Origin of the sequence: uncultured Paracoccus sp. (assembly GCF_945915435.1) — a bacterium.
Lineage (GTDB): Bacteria > Pseudomonadota > Alphaproteobacteria > Rhodobacterales > Rhodobacteraceae > Paracoccus.
On record NZ_CAMEFG010000031.1, the window covers coordinates 1 to 24,658 of the forward strand.

The 24,658-nt window shown below is 67.2% G+C and carries 26 protein-coding genes and 1 pseudogene; 15 read left to right on the forward strand and 12 right to left on the reverse strand.

All coding sequences use genetic code 11. From position 1 onward, the window contains the following. The 8 genes and pseudogenes from Q0O97_RS11245 to rpe form a co-directional block, all read right to left on the reverse strand. Window positions 1-293: pseudogene (locus Q0O97_RS11245) on the reverse strand (redoxin domain-containing protein); the annotation flags it as partial. Window position 294: 1 nt separating this feature from the next. Further along, window positions 295-867 carry a MauE/DoxX family redox-associated membrane protein gene (locus Q0O97_RS11250; protein ID WP_294928975.1) on the reverse strand — a complete coding sequence of 191 codons (573 nt, stop codon included), beginning with the start codon at window positions 865-867 and terminating at the stop codon, window positions 295-297. After that, window positions 851-2,137, reverse strand: coding sequence for a methylamine dehydrogenase (amicyanin) large subunit (gene mauB / locus Q0O97_RS11255; protein ID WP_294928978.1), 1,287 nt, complete (start codon window positions 2,135-2,137; stop codon window positions 851-853). The genes Q0O97_RS11250 and mauB overlap by 17 nt, the downstream gene beginning before the upstream one ends. Window positions 2,138-2,231: 94 nt before the next feature. Continuing rightward, window positions 2,232-3,056, reverse strand: coding sequence for a methylamine utilization protein MauF (locus Q0O97_RS11260; protein ID WP_294928981.1), 825 nt, complete (start codon window positions 3,054-3,056; stop codon window positions 2,232-2,234). Window positions 3,057-3,275: 219 nt separating this feature from the next. Continuing rightward, complete coding sequence (locus Q0O97_RS11265; protein WP_294928984.1) at window positions 3,276-4,103, reverse strand: LysR family transcriptional regulator; 828 nt, start codon at window positions 4,101-4,103, stop codon at window positions 3,276-3,278. 549 nt (window positions 4,104-4,652) lie between these two features. Next, window positions 4,653-5,072, reverse strand: a complete 420-nt coding sequence (locus tag Q0O97_RS11270) for a DUF1178 family protein (RefSeq protein WP_294928987.1) — start codon at window positions 5,070-5,072, stop codon at window positions 4,653-4,655. Between the two features lie 46 nt (window positions 5,073-5,118). Continuing rightward, complete coding sequence (locus tag Q0O97_RS11275; protein WP_294928990.1) at window positions 5,119-6,330, reverse strand: glycosyltransferase N-terminal domain-containing protein; 1,212 nt, start codon at window positions 6,328-6,330, stop codon at window positions 5,119-5,121. Between the two features lie 73 nt (window positions 6,331-6,403). Further along, window positions 6,404-7,087: a ribulose-phosphate 3-epimerase gene (gene rpe / locus Q0O97_RS11280; protein WP_294928996.1), complete on the reverse strand. Its 684-nt coding sequence runs from the start codon at window positions 7,085-7,087 to the stop codon at window positions 6,404-6,406. Window positions 7,088-7,367: 280 nt separating this feature from the next. Here rpe and Q0O97_RS11285 point away from each other — a divergent pair, with 280 nt between their 5' ends. The 6 genes from Q0O97_RS11285 (at window position 7,368) to Q0O97_RS11310 (ending at window position 13,807) form a co-directional block, all read left to right on the forward strand. Further along, complete coding sequence (locus Q0O97_RS11285) at window positions 7,368-8,387, forward strand: Hsp33 family molecular chaperone HslO (RefSeq protein WP_294928999.1); 1,020 nt, start codon at window positions 7,368-7,370, stop codon at window positions 8,385-8,387. A gap of 1 nt (window position 8,388) precedes the next feature. Continuing rightward, window positions 8,389-8,982, forward strand: coding sequence for a CoA pyrophosphatase (locus Q0O97_RS11290; protein WP_294929003.1), 594 nt, complete (start codon window positions 8,389-8,391; stop codon window positions 8,980-8,982). After that, window positions 8,979-10,145: a CCA tRNA nucleotidyltransferase gene (locus Q0O97_RS11295; RefSeq protein ID WP_294929006.1), complete on the forward strand. Its 1,167-nt coding sequence runs from the start codon at window positions 8,979-8,981 to the stop codon at window positions 10,143-10,145. Before Q0O97_RS11290 ends, Q0O97_RS11295 begins: the two co-directional genes overlap by 4 nt. Before the next feature lie 4 nt (window positions 10,146-10,149). Further along, complete coding sequence (locus Q0O97_RS11300; RefSeq protein ID WP_294929009.1) at window positions 10,150-11,994, forward strand: ABC transporter ATP-binding protein; 1,845 nt, start codon at window positions 10,150-10,152, stop codon at window positions 11,992-11,994. Continuing rightward, window positions 11,991-13,217, forward strand: coding sequence for a class I SAM-dependent RNA methyltransferase (locus Q0O97_RS11305; protein WP_294929012.1), 1,227 nt, complete (start codon window positions 11,991-11,993; stop codon window positions 13,215-13,217). Before Q0O97_RS11300 ends, Q0O97_RS11305 begins: the two co-directional genes overlap by 4 nt. Window positions 13,218-13,294: 77 nt before the next feature. Then, window positions 13,295-13,807, forward strand: a complete 513-nt coding sequence (locus Q0O97_RS11310; protein WP_294929015.1) for a L,D-transpeptidase family protein — start codon at window positions 13,295-13,297, stop codon at window positions 13,805-13,807. Between the two features lie 52 nt (window positions 13,808-13,859). Here Q0O97_RS11310 and Q0O97_RS11315 read toward each other — a convergent pair whose 3' ends face one another. Continuing rightward, complete coding sequence (locus tag Q0O97_RS11315; protein WP_294929018.1) at window positions 13,860-14,366, reverse strand: CAP domain-containing protein; 507 nt, start codon at window positions 14,364-14,366, stop codon at window positions 13,860-13,862. Window positions 14,367-14,585: 219 nt separating this feature from the next. On the opposite strand from Q0O97_RS11315, the gene Q0O97_RS11320 reads away from it, so the two are divergent. Beyond that, window positions 14,586-15,200: a L,D-transpeptidase gene (locus tag Q0O97_RS11320; RefSeq protein ID WP_294929021.1), complete on the forward strand. Its 615-nt coding sequence runs from the start codon at window positions 14,586-14,588 to the stop codon at window positions 15,198-15,200. 307 nt (window positions 15,201-15,507) lie between these two features. Next, window positions 15,508-15,933 (forward strand): methyltransferase domain-containing protein, encoded by a 426-nt coding sequence (locus Q0O97_RS11325; RefSeq protein WP_294929023.1) that lies wholly within the window; start codon window positions 15,508-15,510, stop codon window positions 15,931-15,933. On the opposite strand, the gene hemH is transcribed toward Q0O97_RS11325, so the two are convergent. Both hemH and Q0O97_RS11335 read right to left on the reverse strand, forming a co-directional pair. After that, complete coding sequence (hemH, locus tag Q0O97_RS11330; protein WP_294929026.1) at window positions 15,930-16,964, reverse strand: ferrochelatase; 1,035 nt, start codon at window positions 16,962-16,964, stop codon at window positions 15,930-15,932. The two genes, Q0O97_RS11325 and hemH, sit on opposite strands and share 4 nt — an antisense overlap. Next, a complete protein-coding gene (locus Q0O97_RS11335; protein WP_294929029.1) occupies window positions 16,961-17,794 on the reverse strand; it encodes a methyltransferase domain-containing protein in 834 nt (277 codons plus the stop codon). Before Q0O97_RS11335 ends, hemH begins: the two co-directional genes overlap by 4 nt. On the opposite strand from Q0O97_RS11335, the gene Q0O97_RS11340 reads away from it, so the two are divergent. The 4 genes from Q0O97_RS11340 to Q0O97_RS11355 all read left to right on the forward strand — a co-directional run bounded on the left by Q0O97_RS11340 (window position 17,793) and on the right by Q0O97_RS11355 (window position 20,477). After that, window positions 17,793-18,575, forward strand: a complete 783-nt coding sequence (locus Q0O97_RS11340) for a ComF family protein (protein WP_294929031.1) — start codon at window positions 17,793-17,795, stop codon at window positions 18,573-18,575. The two genes, Q0O97_RS11335 and Q0O97_RS11340, sit on opposite strands and share 2 nt — an antisense overlap. Before the next feature lie 31 nt (window positions 18,576-18,606). Continuing rightward, window positions 18,607-18,864, forward strand: a complete 258-nt coding sequence (gene grxC / locus Q0O97_RS11345) for a glutaredoxin 3 (RefSeq protein ID WP_294929033.1) — start codon at window positions 18,607-18,609, stop codon at window positions 18,862-18,864. A 249-nt stretch (window positions 18,865-19,113) separates the two neighbouring features. After that, window positions 19,114-19,953, forward strand: coding sequence for a carbon-nitrogen hydrolase family protein (locus Q0O97_RS11350; protein WP_294929093.1), 840 nt, complete (start codon window positions 19,114-19,116; stop codon window positions 19,951-19,953). After that, window positions 19,953-20,477: a MarR family transcriptional regulator gene (locus Q0O97_RS11355; protein ID WP_294929036.1), complete on the forward strand. Its 525-nt coding sequence runs from the start codon at window positions 19,953-19,955 to the stop codon at window positions 20,475-20,477. Before Q0O97_RS11350 ends, Q0O97_RS11355 begins: the two co-directional genes overlap by 1 nt. Here Q0O97_RS11355 and ubiG read toward each other — a convergent pair. Further along, window positions 20,458-21,207 (reverse strand): bifunctional 2-polyprenyl-6-hydroxyphenol methylase/3-demethylubiquinol 3-O-methyltransferase UbiG, encoded by a 750-nt coding sequence (ubiG, locus tag Q0O97_RS11360; RefSeq protein ID WP_294929039.1) that lies wholly within the window; start codon window positions 21,205-21,207, stop codon window positions 20,458-20,460. The two genes, Q0O97_RS11355 and ubiG, sit on opposite strands and share 20 nt — an antisense overlap. Before the next feature lie 52 nt (window positions 21,208-21,259). On the opposite strand from ubiG, the gene pip reads away from it, so the two are divergent. The 3 genes from pip (at window position 21,260) to nusA (ending at window position 24,653) form a co-directional block, all read left to right on the forward strand. Next, complete coding sequence (gene pip / locus Q0O97_RS11365; protein ID WP_294929042.1) at window positions 21,260-22,228, forward strand: prolyl aminopeptidase; 969 nt, start codon at window positions 21,260-21,262, stop codon at window positions 22,226-22,228. 151 nt (window positions 22,229-22,379) lie between these two features. Beyond that, window positions 22,380-22,973, forward strand: coding sequence for a ribosome maturation factor RimP (rimP, locus tag Q0O97_RS11370; RefSeq protein ID WP_294929045.1), 594 nt, complete (start codon window positions 22,380-22,382; stop codon window positions 22,971-22,973). A gap of 3 nt (window positions 22,974-22,976) precedes the next feature. Further along, window positions 22,977-24,653: a transcription termination factor NusA gene (gene nusA, locus Q0O97_RS11375; protein WP_294929048.1), complete on the forward strand. Its 1,677-nt coding sequence runs from the start codon at window positions 22,977-22,979 to the stop codon at window positions 24,651-24,653. Window positions 24,654-24,658: the final 5 nt, after the last annotated feature.

The window sequence follows — 24,658 nt, forward strand, 5'->3', positions numbered from 1 at the left end:
TTGATGATCGGGAACAGCTTGTCGCAGACCGGGCAGGTCGGCGCGGTGAACATCAAAAGCGTGGGCCGCCCTTCGGATGCGCCGCCGATATGCACGCTCTGGCCGAAATAGTCGGGCAGGTCGAACTCGGGCGCGGCGTCGCCGATGTCGGGACCGTGGTCGGTGATCATCGCACCCATCGGAGATGAGCGTTCATGCAGCAGCCCGACCTGGCGCATCAGGCCCAGAAGCACCACCGTCACGCCCAGAAAGGCGATCCACAACAGGATATTGGAAGCAATCAGAAACGTCATGTCAGCGGCCTTTCAGGGTTGAAGCTTGCGCGGCGGCAAGCCCGCCGAGCATCGAGATGCTGAAATAGAGCATCATCATCACCGCACCGGCCATCAGCCCGACCAGCGCATCCAGCGCACCGCCGCCCCCCGCCTGCGGCAGCAGCCCGGCCACGGCCAGCGCCAGCGCGGTCAGCAGGGCGTTGCGCCCCACCACCAGCCAGCTTATGCGCTGCTTCATGCCGTTGCGGAAGCAGCCGCAGTCGATCCAGGTGCGGCCACGGATCACGTTGATGGCGATGGCCAGCCCGAAGGCGGCCAGCAGGCCCGCCGCGGCGATGGCGGCGGGCACGGCCAGCAGCGTGACCAGCAACCCCGCGGCCACGGCCAGTTCCACCACGGGCAGCACCATCGCCACCGGCCGGGCCAGCCCCTCGGGCAGCAGGCGGAAGTTCCGCACCACGCCGTGGAACTCTTCCAGCCCGCCCAGCTTGGATATCGCCGCCGTCGCGAAAAGCAGCGCCAGAAACGCGCGCAGCCCCCATGTCAGCAGCGGTTCATGCAACACGTCCAGCATCTTACGCACCCATGTCATGGGTGGTGATGATCTGCGGGCCGTGGCCAAGCTGATCGACGCTGCGCAACTGCTCGCCGCTTTCGGCGTCGTAGACATACAGCGTCTTGTCGCCCGCCGAGAGACCGTAGAGCAGCGGCTCATCGTCCTGGCTGACGTTGATCGAGTCGATCTCCTGCCCCATTTCCAGCTTGGCGATCCGCTCGCCGGTGGCGGCGTCCATCACGACGACGAAGCGGCTGGCGGTCTTGTGGCGCCATTCGTCGCGCTGATCGACCAGCAGATAGATACGATCCGAGGGGCGATGATAGGCGGTCTGCTGCCAGCCGCCGGGGCGCCAGTCGTCGGCGCGTTCTTCCTCGGTCAGCGCCTCGAAGGGTTCGCGGAATGCCGCCCCGTCTTCGGTCAGGTCCACCTGGAAGATCTTGCCGGTATAGGTCGGCCAGACCAGGCGCCCCGCGCGCAGCGAAAAGGCGGGGTGGTTGATCAGCAATTCGTCCTCGGTATGGAAAACCTCGGTATTGGTGATCTCGGCCTCCTCGCCCGAAAAATCGACGCGGGCAAGGCTGCCGTCGCGGCAATTCATGTAAAAGACCGTGGGTGAGGCCGGGAAGATGTGGTAGCAATCGGGCACGTCGATCATACGATCGAACGCCTGCCCTTCCAGATCGACGACGCCCACGGCGGGCGCGGGCGAGAACTGGTAGTAAAGCAGGTTCTTGTTGTCGGGCGTCAGCGCGTTCATCCACTGATAGGTGCCGACCAGGAAGCGCGAGGCCTCGGGCAGCTCGATATCGGCGATGGGCAGGAAGGTCACCGAATCGAAGACCTCGACATAATCGGTGCGCTTGCCGCGCGCGATACGCTCGAACACGGTGCTGGCCTGCGCGAAGAACGAACCGTCCTCGGCCGCGACCGGATGGGGCAGGAAGCCGCCGTCGGTCATGCCCAGCACCCGCCCGGTATCGCCGTCGATGACATATTGCTGCGTCACCGCCGCGAAATGGGCCGGGTCCTGAATATAGACGCGGCGCGTGTCGGGTTCGGGCGCGTTCAGGATGACGGGCTCGTCGGCCTCTCCGGCGGCCAGTTGCGCGGCGGCCTCGGCGGCGGCGCGCTGGCCTTCGGTCTGGCCCTCGGCGGGGGCTTCGGCGGATGCCTCGGCTGCGGCCTCTTCTGCCGGGGCCTCGTCGTCTTGCGCCCATGCGGTGCCAAGGGCAAGGACCGAACAGGTCACGCCGGCCCCGAGCAGCTTGAGGTATTTCGGGGTCGATTTCAGTGGATAAGCCATCATTTCCTCCCTGAGATGGCTACCCGGCACAAGCGGCTCCTCGCGGGCCGGGCAGAACGGTCGAAGTTGCGAAATGCCCCAAGGGGCGATTGCATCAGGCCAGCGCCAGCACGGCGAAGGCGGCGCCAAGCGCGGTCAGGATCACCCCATCGGCAATGGCGGCGCGTTCCTGGTTGCGGCCCAGCCAGGACTGGATGCCGTAATCCGTCAGCGGCAGCAGGTTCACCGCGACGGGCAGGAAACGGCCAAGGTTGAACAGCGCGATAAGGCCGATCGCCTCGGCGATGTTGCCGGTCAGGATCGCGGCGGCGGTCATCATGTAAAGCAGCGGGGTCTGCACATAGGTCAGGTAATCCAGACCCAGCGACAGCCCGTAGAGCCCGCCGACCACCCATTTCGGAAAGCGGTTGCGCGCGTCATGAGGCACCTGCGCCCGGCGCTGCGGATAGGGCAGGCGCAACAGGTCAAGCTGATGCGCGCCATAGGCCAGGCCGATCAGCGCCAGTACCGACAGCCCGAAACCCGTGGCAAAGCCCGAGAAACCGGCCAGCCCGCCGATTGCGCCCAGAAGCGTGCCAAGGATCACCGCGCCAAGCGCATAACCCAGCCCGTGCATCGCGAAGGTGGGCAAGAAGCCCATCACGGCCTTCGCCCCCCTGCCCGTCTGGCGCAGAAGCGAGATCGAGGAATAGCCGCAAGGCGACCAGGTGGACAGCAACCCGCCCGCCACGGCCGCCAGGCCCACGACGGCCCAAAGCGCAGGTCCGCCCGCGCCTTTCAGCACCAGCCCCCCGGCCGCACCGGCCAGCGCGCCGGCCGCCAGCAAGGCCAGCCGTGCCGCGCGCGAGAACGGCTGCGGGAAAGAGATGCAGTCGGGCACCCCTTCCGTGGCCGCCGGAAACTCGTTGATCGTCGTCACCTCACGCCTCCTCTCGTTTGGTTTGACCCGCTCCGGCAAGGGACCGGGTTCGACATCCCCGAGACTGCGACACCGTGTCACACAGCATAAGGAAAGAAATTTGCAGGGGGTGGCCGAGAAATTGCAGGTAAAGGGAAAATTTCCTGACAATCATCTGTTATTACTGAAGATAATTCCATTTCCTGGCATCAGGGCAATCTCATATTTTAGTATGATCCCCTATTCGGCGAACAGGCTCGCACACCAATCGGCGATCTGGCGGGCAAGGCCGTCGTTGCGCAAATGGGGCTGGGTCAGCAGCCAGACCTCGCGCCCCTCGGGCAGGGGCCTGATCTCGACCGGGGCGGCAGGATCCAGGGTTTCGGCAAGGCAGGCGGGCAGGATGCCGCTGGCGCGCCCGCTCTCCATCACCGCGCGCAGGACGTTGTGATTCGCCGTTTCGACGCGCGCACCACCCAGGTCATGCGTCCGGGCCAGATGGCGCATCTCGGGCGTCTCGTGCAGGATGGGCGGATAGGCCGCCAGCACGGGCGCAGCTCCGCCCAGCCGTCCCGTGACCATGCACAGCCGCATTTCCCCGATGCGCCGCATCAGGAAGGCGCCCTGGCTTGGACGGCCCAGCCTGATCGCGAAATCCGCCTCCCACCGCGACATGTCGGCATTGTGGTCCGAGGTGTCGATGCTCAGCGCCAGTTCCGGCAATTCGTCCAGCAGATGCGGCAGGCCGGGGGCCATGAAATGCTCGGCGATCACGGCGATGGTGGTCAGGCGCAGCTTGCGCAGGGCGTGGTCGTGTTCGTGCAGCAGGCGCTCGATATCATCGACGGCATGGGCGATATCGTCCAGTTGGCGCAGGATCGCGCGACAGGCGGCGGTGGGGTTGCGCTTGCCGTTTGCCGCCTCGAACAAGGGCATCCCGAAGGTGCTTTCAAGCCGCGCGAGACGGCGGCTGACGGTCGTTTCGTCGATGCCCAGAACACGCGCGGCGCGTGAAAAGGACTCGGTCTTGCCGACCGCCGCCACGATACGCAGGTCGTCCCAGTTCATGCCCTTCCCCTCACCGCCCGATGCCCGAAACCCATCTTTCTATCGCACCCCCGACGGTTTCCGCATCCCCGGCATCGTCAGGGTGCTACGATTGGCCTAGAGCCTGTGCGAAAGGCGATATCGGCCTGGATTGAGCCTTGCAGCAGCAAGATGGGCCGCATCGACCGGCATTTCCCGCCCCGCCGCCCTCGTCCGTTTGTTCGGTCATGACGGCGCCCCGTTTCGCGATGGTGCGACCCTGCAATAGGCCAACGCGGCCAGCGCAGCGCAAACATGTGCCGTCGCAGCCTGGTCACAGATCATTGAAATAACATGAAAATACTGCCTGATAATGATTTACGACGAATCGCATGCCCCACCTCTCCCAGCCCATCGCGTGAACGGAATGGGCAGTCCGTGAAACCCGGTCCGATCCCGCATCGCGAACCTTCGGGCAGCTTGCCACCTGTCCGAACGGGTTCCGCAAGACCTTGCACTTCCGCCCGCCCGTCAAGATTCCGCAAGGCATTGGAGCCGCTTCCGGCGCGCGCCACCTGCACCGGAAATGCCCTAATTCGCGCGCTGCCGCGGGGTGAATGGCAGGGGGGCGACGGGGATGCCGTCCTCCAGCAGCTTGCGCGCATCCTCAAGCCGCGCCTCGCCATGTATCGAACGTTCGGGTGCGCGGCCTTCATGCATCGCGCGCGCCTCGGAGGCAAAGGACATCCCGACATAGTCCGAGTTCCGCTCGACATGCCGGCGCAGCCTGGCCAACGCCGCTTCCTTTTCGTTTTGCGGTGTCGCAAGATCGGGGCGAGCGTCCTTGCCGCGCGCGACATTCGGCGCCATCAGCGTCTTGTCGACCTGCGCCGATCCGCATTGCGTGCAATTCACCTGCCCACTCGCCCGCAGGCTGTCGAAGCCCGAGGCAGACTTGAACCAGCCGTCGAATTCGTGACCGTTGTCGCAGCGCAGGGTGTAGCGGATCATGCGTTCGTCCTTTCCTTCCCTGATATCGGCGCTGCGGCGCGAAACCTCAAGCCCGCGCGTCCGCCAGCGCGTTGATCGCCGCCAGCAAGGGACCGGGATCGCCCGCCCGCTCCAGCAGCACGGCACGGGCGCGCGCACCCATTCCGGCGCACGCGGCGCCGTCCCGCGCAAGCTCTTGCAGGGCGCGGGCCAGATCGCCCGCGCTGATCGCACGGCTGGCCCCTGCCGCATCCAGCGCCGCGTAATCCTCGGCGAAATTGGCGATATGGGGACCGCGCAGGATCGCGCAACGATGGGCCGCCGGCTCCCAGGGCGTATGTCCCCCCCGGTCGGTGAACGACCCCCCGGTGACACAGATCGCCGCGCGGTCATACCAGCGCACCATCTCGCCCAGCGTATCGGCCAGCAGCACGGGCGCGGATTCGTCGCCGCCCCGGCTACGGCGGGCAGGATCAAGGCCACGCGCATGAAAGATCGCCACGACCTGGTCGGCCCGCGCGGGGTGGCGCGGCGCAAGGATCAGGCGCAGCGCGGGATATTCGGCGCGCGCGGCCAGATAGGCGTCAAGGATCACCTCCTCCTCGCCCTCATGGGTCGAGGCGGCCAGCACGGTCAGGTCACGCCACGGCCCGCCGTCCTGCGGCACGACCCGCGCAGGTGCCAACAGCTTCAACTGCAACCGGCCCGACAGCGCGGCAGGCGGCAGGCCCAGGGCCAGCAGCCGCGCCTCGGTCGCCGCGTTCTGCGCCGACAGCACCGCGATACGCGACAGGACGGGACGGATCAGCCCCGGCAAGCGCGCCCACCTGCGCGCCGACCGTTCCGACATCCGCGCGCCCACCACCACCTGCGCCACCCCCCGCGCGGCCAGCAAACGCGCGCGATTGGGCCAGATCTCATTCTCGATCGTCATCTGGACACGCGGGCGCACCCTGTCCAGAAAACGCCCGACCGCGCCCGGCACATCCAGCGGCGCAAGGCAGGCGGGCAGGCCCCAACCCTGCGCGGCGGCGCGGCCCGTCACGCTGTTGGCGGTCACGATCACCGGCATATCCTCCGCCAGGTCGGCAATCAGCGCGCGGGCCGAGTTCAGCTCGCCCACGCTCGCCCCATGTATCCAGATGCCGCCCGGCGTCACCTCGGGACCACGCCGCGCCAGACGCTCGGACCCATCCTCGCCACGCATCAACAGGGGCAGCACGGCCCCGGCAACGCCGCTCGCCAGCCGATAACCCGACCCGGACAGCGAAACCGGCATCAATCCAAACCCATCCGTCCCCCGCGATTCCACATCGTCCCGCCCTTTCTGGCACGGAAATCCGAATATTCGGTTAACGTCGGCCCACCGCCTCGCGGATCGCGCGCATATTCGCGCCATAGACCCCCGGATCACCAACCGAACCGCCCTTGAACACCGCCGAGCCGGCGACCAGCACATCCGCCCCCGCCTCGACGACCAGGGGCGCGGTAACCGGATCCACCCCCCCGTCGATCTCGATATGCACGGGCCGGTCGCCAATCATCGCGCGCAAGCGGCGGATCTTGCCGGTCATGTCGATGAACTTCTGCCCCCCGAAACCGGGATTGACCGTCATCACGCAGACCAGGTCGGCCAGGTCCAGGACATGCGCCACCGCCTCGGCGGGCGTGCCGGGGTTCAACGCCACCCCCGCCTTTTTCCCCGTCGCGCGAATCGCTTGCAACGTGCGGTGGATATGCGGCCCGGCCTCGACATGGGCGGTGATCAGATCGGCACCGGCCTCGGCATAGGCCTCGATATAGGGATCGACCGGGGCGATCATCAGATGCACGTCCATGAAGGTCGTGACATGCTTGCGAAACGCCTTCACGGCAGGCGGGCCGAAGGTCAGGTTCGGCACGAAATGCCCATCCATCACATCGACATGGACCCAATCGGCGCCCTGGTCCTCGACCGCGCGGATCTCGCGCCCGAAATCGGCGAAATCCGCCGAAAGAATGGATGGCGCGATCCTGATCTTGCGCTCGAATGTCATCGCTGGTCCCCTCGTTCCAAACCCGCCACGGATGCCCCGGTTATGGGCGAAAGCGCCGCGCCGTCAACCGCCGCACCCGCTTTCTTCATCATCCAAATACCCCACGGGGGTGTGGGGGTGTGAAACCCCCACATGAAAGGCGCGGGTGTGGGGGTGTGAAACCCCCACATGAAACGCAGAACGCACCGACCCCCTTGGGCTTTGCCGCAAGCGCATTATATTGGGCGCAAAGCGCACGCCCTCAAGACGGATGCGCAATCGAAATTCCGAAAGGCCCCCGATGAATAAGATCAACCAGATCGCCTGGGACGATACGATCCTGCCGTTCCAGCTCGACCGCCCGGACGTGCGCGGACGCACCGCAAGGCTGGACGGCGTGCTGGAACATATCCTGTCGCGCCACGACTACCCCGCCCCCGTCAGCGCGCTGGTGGCCGAGCTCGCGCTGCTGACCGCGCTGATCGGCCAGACCGTCAAGCTGCGTTGGAAGCTCAGCCTGCAAGTGCGCGGCGACGGCGCCGTGCGCACCATCGCGACCGACTACTACGCCCCCGAGACCGAGGGCGCACCCGCCCGCATGCGGGCCTGGGCCAGCTTCGACCCCGACCGGCTGGATGCCTCGGCGCCCGCCTTCGACCAGGTCGGCCAAGGTTATTTCGCCGTGCTGATCGACCAGGGGCAGGGCAATACGCCCTACCAGGGGCTGACGCCGCTGACCGGCGGCTCGCTCGCGGCCTGCGCGCAGACCTATTTCGCGCAATCCGAACAACTGCCCACCCGGTTCGCGTTGTCCTATGGCCGCTCGCAGATGGCTGGCGACCGCGAGCGCTGGCGTGCGGGTGGCGTGATGTTGCAGACCCTGCCCGCCCAGCCCATGCCCGCCGAAGGTCCCGGCGGCGATTCCGGGGGCCTGATCCAGACCGCCGACATCCTGCAAGGCACGGAATCCGAGAACTGGAACCGCGTCAACCTGCTCCTGGACACGGTCGAGGACATGGAACTGATCGGCCCCTCGGTCGCGCCGACCGAATTGCTCGTGCGCCTTTTCCACGAAGAGCAGCCGCGCGTCTTCGATCCCCAGCCGGTGCAGTTCGGCTGTTCTTGCAGCGCCGAAAAGGTCCGCGCCACCCTGTCGATCTATTCGGCCAGGGACATCGGCCACATGACCACGCCCGAGGGCACCGTCACCGCCGATTGCCAGTTCTGCGGCGCGCATTACCAATTCGACCCCCGCAGCCTGGGGTTCGAGGCGACGGTGGACGAAAACGGCGCCCCCCTGGCGCAACGGCAAGACGGCTAGCATGGCGGGAACGGCTGTCAGGGACCGGCTGATGGCGGCGCTGCGGGTTTCGGCAGCGCCGTCCTCGGACTATGACCTGACGCCGGGGATCGAGGTCCCCGACACCCCCCTGCGCGAGGCCGGGGTGCTGGCAGCGTTCCACCCCCAAAGCGGCCATTTGATCCTGACCAAGCGCGCCAGCGGGCTGCGCCACCACCCCGGCCAGATCGCCCTGCCCGGCGGCAAGGTCGATCCCGGCGACGCCGACCAGACCGCCGCCGCCCTGCGCGAGGCACATGAGGAAGTCGGCCTGCCCCCCGCGCAGGTCGAGGTGCTGGGCCTGCTGCCGCCCCATCGCACCGTCACCGGCTTTTCCATGACCCCGGTGCTTGGTATCATCCACGGCGATTTCACCCCCACCCCCGAGCGCGGCGAGGTGGACGAAGTCTTCGCCGTTCCCTTCGACCTGATCGCCAACCCCGCCAACTATCGGATCGAGCGCAGGCTGTGGCGCGGAGAGTGGCGCGCCTACCAGACCGTGCCCTTCGGTCCCTATTACATCTGGGGGGCCACCGCGCGGGTGCTTTACGCGCTGGCCCACAGGCTGAACACATGACCCGGATCAAGGCCGATTTCCTGCGCGATCCCGGCTTGCAGCGGATCATGGCGATGCTGGAAGGCGCGGGCCATCAGGCGCTGGTCGTGGGCGGCGCGGTCAGGAATGCGCTGATGGGTCAGGCGGTCTCGGACGTCGATCTGGCCAGCGACGCCAGGCCCGAACAGGTCGCGGCGCTGGCCCATGCCGCCGGGCTGCGCGTGATTCCCACGGGCATCGACCACGGCACCGTCACCGTGCTGAGCGACGATGCCGCCTATGAGATCACCACCTTCCGCCGCGATGTGGACACCGACGGCCGCCATGCCTCGGTCGCCTATTCGACGGATATGGCCGAGGACGCCCGCCGCCGCGACTTCACCATGAACGCCCTTTATGCGCGCGCTGACGGCACGGTTCTGGACCCGGTGGGCGGCTTGCCCGACCTGCGCGCCCGCCGCCTGCGCTTCGTCGGCGACCCGCGGGTGCGCATCGCCGAGGATTACCTGCGCATCCTGCGCTTCTTTCGCTTTCACGCCTGGTATGGCACGCCGGGCAAGGCTGATCGACAGGCGCTGGCCGCCATCGCCGACCTGACCCCCGGCATGGCGCGCCTGTCGCGCGAACGCATCGGCGCCGAGATGCGAAAACTGCTGTCCGCCCCCGACCCCTGCGACGCGCTGGCGCTGATGAAGGGTTGCGGCGTGCTGGCACAAGTCCTGCCCGGCGCGGATGCTGCCCTGCTGCCCGCGCTGATCGCGGCCGAGCGGCGGTTCGCCGAAGCCCCCGACTGGCTGCTGCGCCTTGCCGCGCTTGGCGGCGAGGATCCCCGCCGCGACCTGCGGCTGAGCAATGCCGAGGATCACGAGTTGCGCGCCTTGCAGCAGCACGCCGGGACACCGCTGCACGCCGCCGCCTACCGCCTCGGTCCCCACATGGCGCGGCGGCTGGCGTTGTTGCGGCTGGCAGGCGGCGCACAATTGCCCGATGACTGGGAAACGACCATCGCCCGCGCGGGGACTGCGCGCTTTCCGCTGCAAGCCGCCGATCTGATGCCCGCGATCACCGGCCCGGCGCTCGGCCACGCCCTGCGCGCCGCCGAGGATCACTGGATCGACGGCGGTTTCCGCGCCTCGCGCGAGGAACTGGCCACGGTCGCCCGCAAGGCCCAAGGAAAGGAATAGACCCATGCACAACATCTTCGCCCGCATGATCGACGCCTTCCGCCCCGCCGACGGGCCGCCGCCGCGCAGCCTGCTGGCCTTCTTCCGCTGGTGCCTGTCGGGCGCATGGGGCGGGCTGACGGTGGCGGCCATCGCCTCGGCGCTCAGCGGGATCGCGGATATCGTCTCGGCGGTGCTCTTGGGGATGGTGGTCGATGCGGTCGTCGGCACCTCGCCCGAACGGCTGATCCCGGAACAGGGACCGCTGATCGCGGGCTTCGTCATCTTCTTTCTGGTCATCCGCCCGGCGATCTTCGGGTTTTCGACGGCCTCCTCCAGCATCATGATCGGGCCGAACCTGTTCCCGCTGGTGCTGTCGCGGCTGCATCGCTGGACGATGGGCCATTCGGTGACCTTCTTCGACAACGATTTCGCGGGCCGGATCGCGCAGAAACAGACGCAGACCGCCCGCGCCGTCACCGATGTCGCGACGGAATTCGTGAACGTGGTCGCCTTCGCGCTGGCCTCGATCCTCGGCTCGGCGGCGTTTCTGGTGTCGGTGGATGGCTGGGGCGCGGTGGCGATGCTGGTCTGGCTGGGCACCTATTTCGGGCTGATCCGCTTCTTTCTGCCACGCATCCGCACACGCTCGGCCAGCCGGGCATCGGCGCGGGCGATGGTGACGGGGCAGGTCGTCGATACGATCACCAATATCAAGACGGTCAAGCTGTTCGCGCATGACGAACACGAGGACCGCGCCGCCCTTGGCGCGATGGCCGGTTTCCGCGAACGCGCGCTGGATTTCGGGCGCGTGTCCACATGGTTCCGCTTTTCGCTGATGTTCGTCGCGGGGGCGCTGCCGGTGGTGCTGATCGGCGGCACCCTGATGCTGTGGCGGCAGGGGCTGGCGACGCCGGGCGACATCGCCGCCGCCGGTGCGATCTCGATGCGGCTGGCGCAGATGACCGGCTGGGTCAGCATGGCGCTGATGGGGGTCTGGGGTTCCATCGGAGAGGTCGAGGACGGCATGAAGACCCTCTCACCGCCCCACGCGCTGACCGACGCGCCGGGCGCGACCGTGCTGCCCCGCGTCGCGGGTCGCCTCGATTTCGACCACATCAGCTTTACCTACGGGCGCGGCGAAGGCGGGATCCAGGATGTCGATCTGCATATCGCGCCGGGCGAGAAGATCGGCATCGTGGGCGCCTCAGGCGCGGGGAAATCGACGCTGGTGGCCTTGCTGCTGCGGCTTTACGACGTCGAAAAAGGCAATCTGCGCATCGACGGCCACGACCTGCGAAAGGTCACGCAGGAAAGCCTGCGCCGCAATATCGCGATGGTCACGCAGGAAACCGCAATGTTCAACCGCTCGGCGCGCGACAATATCCTCTATGGCCGCCCCGGCGCCAGCGATCAGGACATGATCGCCGCCGCCAAGGCCGCCGAGGCGCATGAGTTCATCCTGACCCTGCGCGACCACATGGGCCGCACCGGCTACGAGGCCCATCTGGGCGAACGCGGCGTCAAGCTGTCGGGTGGCCAGCGCCAGCGGATCGCGCTGGCCCGCGCCTTCCTGAAAGACGCGCCGATCCTCGTGCTGGACGAAGCCACCTCGGCGCTGGACAGCGAGGTCGAGGCGCAGGTGCAGGACGCCCTGCTGCGCGTCATGCGCGGCAAGACCGTGCTGGCCATCGCGCATCGCCTGTCCACCATCGCCCAGCTTGACCGCATCGTCGTGCTTGAGGCGGGCCGGATCGTCGAACAGGGGACCCATGCCGAACTGCTGGCGCTGAACGGGGTCTATGCGCGCTACTGGAACCGCCAGTCGGGTGGATTCCTCGGCACCGAGACCGACGAGGCCGCCGAGTGAGCCTTTGGCGCATCGAGCGGCTGAACCAGCGCGGCGACGGCGTGGCCGTCAGCGCCTCGGGCGAGCGCGCGCTGGCCGCCCTGACCCTGCCGGGCGAAGAGATCGAGGGCGAGGCCACGGCAGGCCGCATCGCGCAACCGCGTATCCTGACGCCTTCCGTTGATCGCGTCCGCCCGCCCTGCCCGCATTTCCGCATCTGCGGCGGCTGTTCGCTGATGCACGCCAGCGACGATTTCATGCGTGGCTGGAAGGCGGCGCAGGTGGGCAAAGCCCTGCGCGCACAGGGGCTGGAGGTGCCGGTGGCGGGCGTCCACGTCTCGCCGCCCCGCTCGCGCAGGCGGGCGGTGCTGTCGGGGCGGCGCACGAAAAAGGGCGCGCTGGTCGGGTTCCACGCCCGCGCCTCGGACGTGATCGTGGACCTGTCGGATTGCCACGTCCTGCGCCCCGCGATTACCGCCGCCCTGCCGCTTCTGCGCCGGATCGTGTCGGCGGGCGGCTCGCGTCAGGGCGAGGTCGGCCTGACCGTGACCGAGACCCCCGCCGGGCTGGACGTCGCCGCACAAGGCGGCAAGCCGATGGACGGCGCCTTGCTGCAAACCCTTGCCCGGCTGGCGGATGAGGGCGATCTGGCGCGGCTGGACTGGGACGGCCAGGCCGTGACCCGCCGTGCGCCCGCCCTGCCGATGGGCCGCGCCCGCGTGGTGCCCCCGCCCGGCGGCTTCCTGCAAGCCACGCGCGAGGGCGAGGCCGCGCTGCTGACGGTCACCCGCGACATCGTCGGCCATGCGCCGCGCGTGCTGGACCTGTTCGCGGGCTGCGGCACCTTCACCCTGCCTTTGGCCGAACGGGCCGAGGTCCACGCGGTCGAAGGATTGGCCGCACCGCTGGCGGCGCTTGATTCGGCCTGGCGGGGGGCAAACGGCCTGCACCGGGTCACGACCGAGGTCCGCGACCTCGCCCGCAACCCCCTTCTGCCCGACGAACTGCGCCCCTATGACGCGATTGTGATCGACCCGCCTCGCGCGGGGGCCGAGGCCCAAGCGCAACAGATCGCCCGGTCGCGGGTCGGAACCGTCGCCTGGATCAGCTGCGAATCCGTGGGATTCGCAAGGGATGCGCGGATTCTTGCGCAGGAAGGCTTTGCGATTTCCCGCCTTTACGTCGTCGATCAGTTCCGCTGGTCGCCCCATGTCGAAATTGTGGCGGAATTTCGCCGAAGCTAGCGATTTTTTAACCTCCATGCTATTTCATGGCCAAGGCAGAACAGCGTCAAACGCGGATTTGGGCAGTGATTAACAGGATGATACGCGCCTTGGCGGCGCTTTTCGTGGTGGCCGTGGTCGCAAGCTGCGGCGCAAGGGAAACCGCGCCACAAAACAAGTTCAGAAGCTATGACGGCCCCGCCGTCACGCAGATCGTCGTCAAGAAGGGCGAACGACGAATGCATCTGGTCAGCGGCCAGAGTGTGCTGAAAAGCTATGACATCGACCTCGGCTTCCAGCCCAAGGGGCACAAGCAGTTCGAGGGCGACGGCAAAACGCCCGAGGGCGTCTATTTCATTGACCGCCAGAACCCCAACAGCGCCTATCATCTGTCGCTGGGAATTTCCTATCCCAACCCGCAGGACCGGGCGAATGCGATGATCGCGGGGCTGTCGCCCGGCGGCGACATCATGATCCACGGGCTTGGACCGACGGGGCGCGCGCTCAACCGGCGCGACTGGACGGCGGGCTGCATCGCCGTCACGGACGAGGAAATGGAAGAGATCTATGCCATGCTGCGCCCCGGCGTCCCGATCTTCATCTATCCCTGATCCGATGCGTTGCGGCGGACAGGCGCCGGGACGAAACCGGCGGCCGCCCGGATCAGCTACCCGTGATCAGCACCCACCACAGCTTGCCGCCCGATTCCTCGAACCAGCCCACCCCCAATTGCGAGGCGCGGGTGTCCATGATGATGTCGCGCGTCTGGCGGGTCTGCATCCAGGCGTTCAGGGTCTCGATATCCTTTTCATAGGTTTCGCTGATGTTTTCACCGATCAGCGTCCCCATGAAACCGGCGCGCCGCACCCGGTCCAGCGGCGAGGTCCCGTCCGAGCCGAAATGCCAGGCGCGGTTCTGCGCGGCCATGTCGCGCGCATGGGCGGAGGCCGCCGAATCAAGCTGCGTGTTCCTGACCATCGGGCTGGCGCCGATATTGGAACGCAACTGGTTGATCTGTTCCAGCATGCGGTCGTGGACCTGCGCGGCTTCGCGCCCGCCCAGTCCGGACCCGCCGGGCTGCCCGTCCGGTCCGATCTGATGCGGCCCGATCGGCTGGCAGGCCGCCAGCGCCAGAAGCGAGGTAAAGGCCAGTGATTTGAGCTTGAGCATGATGTCCTGTCCCGGTTTTTCTTTTCATCAGCCATATCCAAGCGCCCCGCGCCATTCAAACCCAAGATTGCGTGAATGACACAGCAGGATGAAACCGTGTTGCCCTGACGCCAGTTTGAATTGCGAAGACCCCTTTGTGGGCATAAATCATATGCATACAGGACAACCATCGAGACAAGAAGGCTGCATGACGCAGCTCATGGATTGCAGGAGCGAACGATGTCCAACACGAATATGCCGGCCTTTTCGCGCCGAAGCTTTCTGACCTCGACGGTCGCGGTGGGGACCGCTGCCGGCCTGGCGGCGCCTGCGCTTGCCCAGGGCTTCGACGATTCAAGCGGGATCGTGCCCGATACGGGGCAGAACGCGCAGCGCAACATCTCCAGCTTTCAGATGCACGACTGGCGGCCCTATTTCTCGAACCTCAGAAACGGGGCGATCCTGGCCGACCTGCCCTCGCGCGCGCTGCATTACTGGTCCGAGGATGAAACCGTCTACAAGCTTTTCCCCAGTTCGGTCCCCGTCAGCCAGGACCTGACCCGCACCGGCCGGACCGAGATCATCCGCAAGGTCGAAGGCCCAAGCTGGGCGCCGACCCCCTCGATGAAGGAACGCAACCCCGAATGGCCCGATTATGTCGCGCCGGGCGATCCCGACAACCCGATGGGCACCCATGCACTGTGGCTGAGCTGGCAGTATTACCGCATCCACGGCACCCATGACACGCGCAAGATCGGGCGCAAATCCTCGAACGGCTGCATCGGCCTTTACAACGAACATATCAAGCAGCTCTACGACCTGACCAAGATCGGCACGCAGGTCCTGATCATCTGACCCGAAAGGGCTTTCCAACGGGGGCCGCGATGGCCGGTGACAACGGATGGGCGGCCTCTGCCTCTGCCTGGATCGCAGACATGGGCACACGGGGAGATTACGCGCGCCGCCATGTGCTGGACGCGCCGATGCTGGCGCGGATCAGGGGGCGCGGTTTTCGCGACGCGCTGGATGTCGGCTGCGGCGAGGGGCGCTTTTGCCGGATGCTGCGCACTGAGGGCATTTCCGCGACCGGCATCGAACCCACCGCCCCCCCTTGTGCGCCGAGGCCAAGGCCCGCGACCCCGGCGGAGATTACCTTCAGGCGATGGCCGAGGATCTGCCCTGCGCGGACGGCTCTTTCGATCTGGCCGTCAGCTACCTGACCCTGATCGACATCGACGGAATCGAGGCGGCGATCCCCGAAATGGCGCGGGTTCTGCGGCCCGGCGGATCGCTTCTGATCGCCAATCTCAACAGTTTCAACACAGCGGGCGGCTGGCGCGACCGGCCCGAGGGGCGCGTGTTCGAGATCGACGACTACCTGCGCGCGCGCGCCGAATGGGTAAGCTGGCGTGGCGTCTCGATCCGCAACTGGCACCGGCCCTTTTCCCGCTACATGGAGTTGCTGCTGGCCACCGGCCTGCGGCTGGTCCATTTCGAGGAACCCGTCCCGACAGGCGGCGACGCCGCGCGCGGCGCGCGCTACCGCCGGGCGCCTTATTTCCACATCATGGAGTGGCGCAAGGGCTAGACCCAGCCCGCCAGGTTCTCGCCGATCAGGGAAACCAGCATCTCGACATGCGCCGGGTCGTCGTTGAGGCAGGGGATATAAGTGAACCCGCGCCCGCCGGCATGTTCGAAAGCCTCGCGGATCTCACCCTGGATCTCTTCCAGCGTCTCGATGCAATCCGCCGAGAAGGCGGGCGAGATCACGGCGATCTCATCCACCCCCTGCCTGGCCAGTTCGGCCACATGCTCGACCGTATACGGGCGCAGCCATTCCTCGGAGCCGAAAACCGACTGGAAGGTGGTGTCGATCACCCCGTCGGGCCAGCCGAGCCGCGCCTGCAACAGCCGCGATGTCTTCTGGCATTGGCAATGATAGGGGTCGCCTTCCAGCAGGTAGCGCCGGGGCATCCCGTGATAGCTGGCGACCAGCCTTTTCGGAACCCGGCCTTCCAGCGCCCTTTCCACCGATCCGGCCAGCGCGTCGATATAATCGGAACGGTCGAAATAGGGCGGGATGGTCCTGACGGCGGGCTGCCATTTCTGTTCCATCAGCGCACGGAAAAGCTGGTCGTTGGCCGAGGCCGTGGTCGAGCCGGCATATTGCGGATAAAGCGGCAGGAAAACGATCCGGTCGCAGCCCGCCTTGACCATCCGCTCCAGCACCGAGGGCGTCGAGGGGTTGCCATAGCGCATGCAGAAATCCACCATCACCGCATCGCCCCAGATCGCTTCGGCGCGGGCGCGGATGGCGGCGACCTGCGCCTTGGTGATGGTCATCAGCGGGCTTTCCCCGGCCTCGTTGTTCCAGATCTGGCGATAGTTCGCGCCCGAGGTAAAGGGCCGCTTCGTCAGCACGATCCCTTGCAGGATCGGCTGCCATTTCCACTTGGGATAGTCGATAACCCGCTGATCCGACAGGAATTCGTTCAGGTAACGGCGCATCGACCAGTAATCGGTGGCGTCCGGCGTGCCCAGGTTGGCGATCAGGATGCCGATCCGGGGCCTGGGCAGGGCGGGATGGTCGGCGGGCGCATGTTCGGGGCGGGTGTTCAATTCGGCTTCCTCTTGCTGGCCAGCGCCTCGGCAAGCGGCATGATCGCCGATCCGGGCTGCAATGGCTTTTGCTGGTTTTCGGCAGGCGCCCATCCGGTCAGAAAGACCAGATCGAAGGTGGCGACAACCCGCGCCGGATCGGCGGGATCGGGGTGGTCGGCCTGATAGATCCGGGCCGCGCGCATGATGATCTCGCGTCGCGTCATCGCGCGCGCGCGGGCGGCCAGGGCATTGGTTTCGCCCATCGCGCGCAGGTCCTGCGCCAGGTGGAACAGGTCGCGATAGCTGACCTGCTGCGTCATCTGGTCGGCTACGGTCAGCGCCAGCCCCGCCCGCGCCAGCAGCCCGCCAAGGTCGCGGATTTCGCCCATCGGCAGGACGCGGGGGGACAGGCCGGATACGACCTCGGCCTCGGCCCGCGTCAGGCTGTCGCGCAATTCATGCAGGGTGCGGCCGCCGGGCAAGACGGCGATGAACAGCCCGTCGGGGCGCAGCGCGCGCGCGGACTGGACCATCTGCCCCACCGGGTCGTCGGCCCAATGCAGGGACATGGCGTGGATCACCAGGTCGAAGCTGGCCGGTTCCAGAGCCAGCCGCTCGCGATCGGCCACGATCCGGGCCTGCGGGAAGGCATCGGCCCAGAATTCGGGCATTCCGGTCACGATGGCGATGTCGCTAAACCGCCTGTTAACCTCTGCCAGCCTATCCTGAACCTCGGTCAGGGCGATTCGGTGCAGGAAATCGGCGGGCTGGCCTCGGCGGGCGCGGGCACGGTGCAATTCCAGCGCATGCCGGTCGGTGAGTGTGGAAGAGGCGGGGATAGACGTCATGGGCGTGCAGTTTAAGGGCGTTCGCGCGGTGATGAAAGGCGCATTGCAGCTTGTCTACCCCCCGCAATGCATGGGCTGCGGCGAAACCGTCGGCGAAACCGGGGCGCTCTGCCCCGGATGCTGGAACGACACGGGTTTCATCGTCGGAATCTGCTGCGATCTGTGCGGCGCGCCGCTGCCCGACGACGGATCGCGCCCCGATGCAGCGGGGGCGCGGCTTTCTGACGCAGAGGGCGCCCGCTGCGACGAATGCCTGCGCGCGGCGCGTCCCTGGGTGCGGGGCCGCGCCGCGCTGGTCTATCGCGGAACGGGGCGGCCGCTCGTGCTGGCGTTGAAACATGGCGACCGGCTGGACATCGCCGCCCCGCTTGGCGACTGGCTGGCGCGGACGTCGGCCCCGCTGATCGCACCGGATACGCTGGTCGTGCCGGTGCCGCTGCATCTCCGGCGCCTGTTTCACCGCCGCTACAACCAGGCCGAACTGCTGGCCCGCCGCATCGCCCACGCCCACGGGCTTCCGCTACGCGCCGACCTGCTGTTTCGCACCCGTGCGACGCCGCCCCAGGACCATCGCCCGCTGGCCGAGCGTTTCGCCAACCTGGAAGGCGCCTTGCGGGTCAGGCCGCGCGAATTGCCCCGGATCGCGGGACGACCGGTGCTGCTGGTGGATGACGTCATGGCCTCGGGCGCGACGCTGACGGCGGCGGCGGGGGCGCTGATCGCACAGGGCGCGGGGCCTGTTTCGGTCGCGGTGCTGGCGCGCGCCGTGAAGGAGGCCTAGATACCCATGCAGCACAACAAAAGGACAGCCCATGCCCAAGGTCGAAATCTACACCACCCCCACCTGCCCCTTCTGCCACCGTGCCAAGGCGCTGCTGAACCAGAAGGGCGCCGCCTTTCAGGAAATCGACGTCGCCGGAAACAGCGACCTGCGCGCGGCCATGACCCAACGCGCAGGCGGACGGCGGACCGTGCCGCAGATCTTCATCGACGACCGCCACATCGGCGGCAGCGACGATCTTCGGGCATTGGAATCACAGGGAAAGCTGGACGCCCTTCTGGCGGGCTGAGGCATTTCCGGCGCATGTGGGACGCCGGTTCCGCGCCCGAAGACGCGCGGAAACCAGGGCCTGCCCGGTTCCGGCGATTCGCGGGTCGGGCAGGTCGCGCCAAAGGGCCCGGCGGGGGCTTGCCTGGCCGGCCTTATCCGCGCAACATGCCGCCCGACCGGATGCCCGCCCCGCCTTTCGCGCCCCACTCTTTTGCACGGGGTCCCGGCCTCGCGCCGACAGAGGATAGCCATGACCGACCGATCCCGGCTGAAAACGGCCCTGATTCAGCTTTCCGTCGGCGACGATCCGGCGGCGAACCTGCCCGTCACGCAGGCGCTGATCCGCCAGGCCGCATCGCAAGGCGCCGAACTGATCCTGACGCCCGAGGCGACGAACCTGCTGGGCGCCAGCCGCGAATGGCAGCAACGGCACCTGGTGACCGAGGCGCGCGACCCCACCCTTGCCGCCCTGCGCGCGCTGGCGGGCGAGCTTGGGGTGTGGCTGCTGATCGGTTCGCTGTCGCTTGCAACCGGCGACCCCGACGATCCACGCCTTGCCAATCGCAGCTTCCTGATCGCGCCGGACGGGCGGATCGTGGCACGCTACGACAAGCTGCACATGTTCGACGTGACCATTTCGGACAGCGAATCCTATCGTGAATCCAATGCCTTCCGCCCCGGAGACCGCGCCGTTCTGGCACAGGGTCCGGTGCCCGTCGGCATGACGGTCTGCTACGATCTGCGCTTTGCCGGGCTTTACCGCCGCCTTGCGCAGGCGGGCGCGCACATCCTGACGGTTCCGGCGGCCTTCAACGACACCACCGGCGCCGCCCATTGGGAGGTGCTGCTGCGTGCCCGCGCGATCGAGACGGGCTGCTTCGTCCTGGCCCCCGCGCAGACCGGCCTGCATGCGACGCCCGGCAATCCCAACGCCCGGCCCCGCCGAAGCTGGGGGCACTCGCTGGCCGTCTCGCCCTGGGGCGAGGTGCTGGCGGACGCCGGGACCCGGGCCGGCGTGACCTGCGTGACCCTTGACCTCGACGCGGTGGACAGGGCACGGTCCCGCATCCCTTCCCTTTCCCACGACCGCGAATTCCACGGCCCATGATGACCGACAAGAACGACATTCCATCGCGCCCGCCCCCGCCCCAGCCGGGCGACGGCTCGGCCGAGGCGCTGGCGGCCAGCCTGTTTTCCGAGGTCTTCATCGCCGACCAGCTTGCACGCGAGATGGTCTCGCGCGCGTTGCCCAAGGGGATGCGGATCTCGCATTTCTCGGTCCTGAACCTGCTGGCGCATCTGAACGTCGAACGCACCCCGGCCGAGCTGGCCGATGCCTTCCACGTCACCCGCGGCGCGATGACGAACACGCTGTCGCGGCTGGAATGGGCGGGCCATGTCCATATCCGGCCCGATTGGGACGATGCGCGGCGCAAGTTCGTGGCGATCAGCCCGGCGGGCCGTGCGGCGCGGGACGTGGCGCTGGCGGCCCTGATGCCGCGCATAACCGAGGTCGTCCGCGACGTCGGCGCCGACCGCATCCGCGCCACCCTGCCCGTCTTGCGCATGCTGCGCAAACGGCTGGAAGAGGCCGAAAAGCCCCTTGCAGGTCCTACGGACGAACCGTGGTAAGAAGGTAGTTCACCGACAGATCGCGCGGCGACAGCGACCAGTCCCAGCGCAGCGGGTTGAAGACCATGCCCGCGCGATCCTCGACCTGCAAGCCGGCGTCGCGGGCCATGCCCGCCAGTTCGTCCGGGGTGATGAAACGCGACCAGTCATGCGTGCCCCTGGGCAGCCAGCGCATCACCCACTCGGCCCCGACGATCGCGGCGGCAAAGCTGCGCGCGGTGCGGTTCAGCGTCGAAAGCACCAGCATCCCGCCCGGACGCAGCAGCCCGTGGCAGGTCGCGACGAAACCGGCGGGATCGGCGACATGCTCGACGATTTCCAGCGCAAGGACCACGTCGAAGCGCGCCCCTTCGTCCAGCAGCGATTCGGCGGTGGTGTTGCGATAGTCGATCCCCAGCCCCTGTTCCTGCGCATGCAGCGCGGCGACCGCGATATTGCCGGGCGCCGCATCCGCGCCCACGACCGAGGCCCCCAGCCTTGCCATCGGCTCGGCCATCAGCCCGCCGCCGCAACCGATGTCCAGCACCCGCAACCCGGCAAAGGGCTGCGCGGCGCCGCGGTCCAGCCCGAACTGCGCGGCGACCTGCGCCACGACATATTCCAGCCGGGTCGGGTTGAGCATGTGCAGCGGCTTGAACTTGCCCTCGGGGTCCCACCATTCGCGCGCCAGGGCCTGGAACTTGGCGACCTCGGCGGGGTCGATGCTGCTTTCCTGGGGATGGTTGCTCATTCGTGTCGTCCTTGCTGTGGCGGCGGGCAGCCGTGCGTTGTATAGTCCTGGCATGGACAGATTGGCAGGGCAAATCGGCGGCTATCTTTCACAGGGCGGGCTGCATCCGCAGGTCGAGCCTTTCGACCGGCGCATGATCGCCGTGGGCGACGGCCACCAGATCCATGTCGAACAATCGGGCAGGCCCGACGGCGTGCCGGTGATCGTGCTGCACGGCGGTCCGGGCGGCGGGGCCAGCCCCTTCATGCGCCGCTTCTTCGACCCCGCCCATTACCGCGCGATCCTGTTCGACCAGCGGGGTTGCGGCCGCTCGCGCCCGCATGCGGCGATCACGGCCAACACCACCCCCCACCTGATCGCGGATATCGAGGTGCTGCGGCGCGAGCTGGGCATCGGCCCGGCCATCGTCTTCGGCGGAAGCTGGGGCGCGACGCTGGCGCTGGCCTATGCGCAAGCCCACCCCGGCGCGGTGCGTGCGCTGGTGCTGCGCGGCGTCTTTCTTGGCACGCGGCGCGAGTTGGACTGGTTCTATGGCGGCGGCGCGGGGCAGTTCTTTCCCGACAGATGGGCCGCCTTTACCGCGCCCATCCCGGAAAACGAACGCGGCGACCTGATCGCAGCCTACAACCGGCGCCTGTTCTGCGGCGACCCTGCGCGCGAGACGCGCTTTGCCCTGCCCTGGCTGACCTGGGAAAACGCGCTGGCGGGGATGGATATCTCGGGCGCGGGCCATGCGCCGCCGGAATATGCGCGGGCCTTTGCACGGCTGGAGAATCACTATTTCTTCAACGGCTGCTTCTTGCAGGACGGGCAGTTGCTGCGCGACCGCCACCGGATCGAGCATATCCCCACGACCGTCGTGCAGGGCCGCTACGACATGATCTGCCCGCCCCAAAGCGCCTGGGACCTGGCGCAGGGCTGGCCCAACTGCGATCTGCGGCTGGTGCCCATGTCCGGCCATGCCCTGTCCGAGCCGCGAATCAGCGCCGAACTGGTGCGGATCATGGACCGGATGCGATGAAATGGGCCAACCCGCGCACCGCTTTCACGAATGCTTGCAATCCCGCGGCGGCGCGGCTATATCCCTGCCAACAGCGGCGCAGGCTTCCACAACCTGCCCACCGGGAAGATGCACGGGCCGCCTCGGCCCGTTTTTTGTGTTTGGAGACGTCATGTCCGATCTCGTAGCCAAGACCTCGATCGACCGGCGCCTGGCCGAGATCGTCCGCCCGGTGATCGAAGACCTGGGGTTCGAACTGGTCCGCATCCGCCTGCAAGGCGGCAAGACCTCGACCCTGCAAATCATGGCCGACCGGCCCGAGGGCGGCATCAATGTCGATGACTGCGCCGATATTTCCACCGCCGTCAGCGCCACGCTGGACGTCGAGGATCCGCTTGAGGACGCCTATCACCTGGAAGTCAGCAGCCCCGGCATCGACCGCCCGCTGACCCGGCTCAAGGATTTCGCGACATTCGAGGGATACGAGGCGCGGCTGGAAACGAATCAGCCCATCGACGGGCGCAAGCGGTTCAAGGGCATGCTTGCGGGCATCGAGGGCGAGGAAGTCCTGATCAATGTCGAGGAAGGCACGATCGGGCTGCATTTCGACTGGCTCAGCGATGCGAAACTGGTCCTGACGGACGATCTGATCGCCGAGATGCTGCGCCAGAAAAAGGAAGCGGGGGTCGAGATCGAAAACCTCGACGAAACCGCGTTTGACGATATCGAAACCGAGACCGGCACGCCCGGCGATTCGAAGGATTAAGCAATGGCAATCACCTCCGCCAACCAGCTTGAACTGCTGCAAACCGCCGAGGCCGTCGCGCGCGAGAAGATGATCGAGCCGGAGCTGGTCATCGAGGCGATGGAAGACAGCCTGGCCCGCGCCGCCAAGTCCCGCTACGGCGCCGAAATGGACATCCGCGTCCAGATCGACCGCAAGACCGGCAACGCCGCCTTCACCCGCGTCCGCACCGTGGCCGAGGATGAAGAGATCGAGAACTATCAGGCCCAGTTCACCGTCGAACAGGCCCGCCCCTATTTCGAGCCATCGCGCAGCGGCGACGCCTTCTGGACCCGCGACGGCGCCCGGATCGAGGATTTCGCGGGCGGCCCGCAGGTCGGCGACGTGTTCCAGGAACGCGTGCCCCCGGTCGAACTGGGCCGCATCGCCGCGCAATCGGCCAAGCAGGTCATCCTGCAACGCGTCCGCGAGGCCGAGCGCGACCGCCAGTATGAGGAATTCCGCGACCGCGCCGGCACCATCATCAACGGCGTGGTGAAGCGCGAGGAATACGGCAACATCATCGTGGACGTGGGCCGGGGCGAGGCGATCCTGCGCCGCAACGAAAAGATCGGCCGCGAAAGCTATCGCCCGAACGACCGCATCCGCGCCTATGTCAAGGACGTGCGCCGCGAGACGCGCGGGCCGCAGATCTTCCTGTCGCGCACCGATCCGCAATTCATGGCCGAACTGTTCAAGATGGAAGTCCCTGAAATCTATGACGGCGTGATCGAGATCAAGGCCGTCGCCCGCGACCCCGGCAGCCGCGCCAAGATCGCCGTCATCAGCTATGACAACAGCATCGACCCGGTCGGCGCCTGCGTCGGCATGCGCGGCAGCCGCGTCCAGGCGGTCGTCGGCGAATTGCAGGGCGAAAAGATCGACATCATCCCCTGGAACGAGGATCAGGCGACCTTCCTGGTCAACGCCCTGCAACCCGCCGAGGTCAGCAAGGTCGTCGTGGACGAGGAAGCCAACAAGATCGAGGTCGTCGTCCCGGACGAACAGCTTTCGCTGGCCATCGGGCGGCGCGGCCAGAACGTGCGCCTGGCCAGCCAGTTGACCGGCCTCGACATCGATATCCTGACCGAGGAAGAGGAATCCAAGCGCCGTCAGGCCGAGTTCAACGCCCGCACCAAGCTGTTCGTCGATACGCTGGACCTGGACGAATTCTTCGCCCAGCTTCTGGTCGCGGAAGGCTTCACCAACCTGGAAGAAGTCGCCTATGTCGAGGCCGACGAACTGCTGGCCATAGACGGCGTGGACGAGGCGACGGCGGACGAATTGCAGACCCGCGCCCGCGAACATCTTGAGGCCGCGAATCGCCAGGCGCTGGAAAACGCCCGCGCCCTTGGGGTCGAGGACAGCCTGGTCGATTTCGAGGGCCTGACCCCGCAGATGATCGAGGCGCTGGCCAAGGACGGCATCAAGACGCTGGAGGATTTCGCCACCTGCGCCGATTGGGAACTGGCCGGCGGCTGGACGACCGACAACGGCCAGCGCATCAAGGACGACGGCTTGCTGGAGCCTTTCGGCCTGTCGCTGGAAGATGCGCAGAACCTGATCATGACGGCGCGAATCATGCTGGGCTGGGTCGATCTGGCCGAGCTTGAGACCGAGGCCCAGGCCGAAACCGGCGCAGACGAGGAGGCCGGGGTGTAACGCCC

What these genes read in the sequence shown, in the direction of transcription:
- Q0O97_RS11335 (WP_294929029.1), bottom strand. Translation starts at nt 17,794, where the DNA reads ATGACGTCTATCCCCGCCTCTTCCACACTCACCGACCGGCATGCGCTG.
- Q0O97_RS11320 (WP_294929021.1), top strand. Translation starts at nt 14,586, where the DNA reads ATGTCCAACACGAATATGCCGGCCTTTTCGCGCCGAAGCTTTCTGACC.
- ubiG (WP_294929039.1), bottom strand. Translation starts at nt 21,207, where the DNA reads ATGAGCAACCATCCCCAGGAAAGCAGCATCGACCCCGCCGAGGTCGCC.
- Q0O97_RS11300 (WP_294929009.1), top strand. Translation starts at nt 10,150, where the DNA reads ATGCACAACATCTTCGCCCGCATGATCGACGCCTTCCGCCCCGCCGAC.
- Q0O97_RS11355 (WP_294929036.1), top strand. Translation starts at nt 19,953, where the DNA reads ATGACCGACAAGAACGACATTCCATCGCGCCCGCCCCCGCCCCAGCCG.
- pip (WP_294929042.1), top strand. Translation starts at nt 21,260, where the DNA reads ATGGACAGATTGGCAGGGCAAATCGGCGGCTATCTTTCACAGGGCGGG.
- mauB (WP_294928978.1), bottom strand. Translation starts at nt 2,137, where the DNA reads ATGGCTTATCCACTGAAATCGACCCCGAAATACCTCAAGCTGCTCGGG.
- nusA (WP_294929048.1), top strand. Translation starts at nt 22,977, where the DNA reads ATGGCAATCACCTCCGCCAACCAGCTTGAACTGCTGCAAACCGCCGAG.
- Q0O97_RS11315 (WP_294929018.1), bottom strand. Translation starts at nt 14,366, where the DNA reads ATGCTCAAGCTCAAATCACTGGCCTTTACCTCGCTTCTGGCGCTGGCG.
- Q0O97_RS11275 (WP_294928990.1), bottom strand. Translation starts at nt 6,330, where the DNA reads ATGCCGGTTTCGCTGTCCGGGTCGGGTTATCGGCTGGCGAGCGGCGTT.
- rpe (WP_294928996.1), bottom strand. Translation starts at nt 7,087, where the DNA reads ATGACATTCGAGCGCAAGATCAGGATCGCGCCATCCATTCTTTCGGCG.
- Q0O97_RS11340 (WP_294929031.1), top strand. Translation starts at nt 17,793, where the DNA reads ATGGGCGTGCAGTTTAAGGGCGTTCGCGCGGTGATGAAAGGCGCATTG.
- rimP (WP_294929045.1), top strand. Translation starts at nt 22,380, where the DNA reads ATGTCCGATCTCGTAGCCAAGACCTCGATCGACCGGCGCCTGGCCGAG.
- Q0O97_RS11270 (WP_294928987.1), bottom strand. Translation starts at nt 5,072, where the DNA reads ATGATCCGCTACACCCTGCGCTGCGACAACGGTCACGAATTCGACGGC.
- Q0O97_RS11265 (WP_294928984.1), bottom strand. Translation starts at nt 4,103, where the DNA reads ATGAACTGGGACGACCTGCGTATCGTGGCGGCGGTCGGCAAGACCGAG.
- Q0O97_RS11310 (WP_294929015.1), top strand. Translation starts at nt 13,295, where the DNA reads ATGATACGCGCCTTGGCGGCGCTTTTCGTGGTGGCCGTGGTCGCAAGC.
- Q0O97_RS11285 (WP_294928999.1), top strand. Translation starts at nt 7,368, where the DNA reads ATGAATAAGATCAACCAGATCGCCTGGGACGATACGATCCTGCCGTTC.
- Q0O97_RS11290 (WP_294929003.1), top strand. Translation starts at nt 8,389, where the DNA reads ATGGCGGGAACGGCTGTCAGGGACCGGCTGATGGCGGCGCTGCGGGTT.
- Q0O97_RS11325 (WP_294929023.1), top strand. Translation starts at nt 15,508, where the DNA reads ATGGCCGAGGATCTGCCCTGCGCGGACGGCTCTTTCGATCTGGCCGTC.
- Q0O97_RS11250 (WP_294928975.1), bottom strand. Translation starts at nt 867, where the DNA reads ATGACATGGGTGCGTAAGATGCTGGACGTGTTGCATGAACCGCTGCTG.
- grxC (WP_294929033.1), top strand. Translation starts at nt 18,607, where the DNA reads ATGCCCAAGGTCGAAATCTACACCACCCCCACCTGCCCCTTCTGCCAC.
- Q0O97_RS11295 (WP_294929006.1), top strand. Translation starts at nt 8,979, where the DNA reads ATGACCCGGATCAAGGCCGATTTCCTGCGCGATCCCGGCTTGCAGCGG.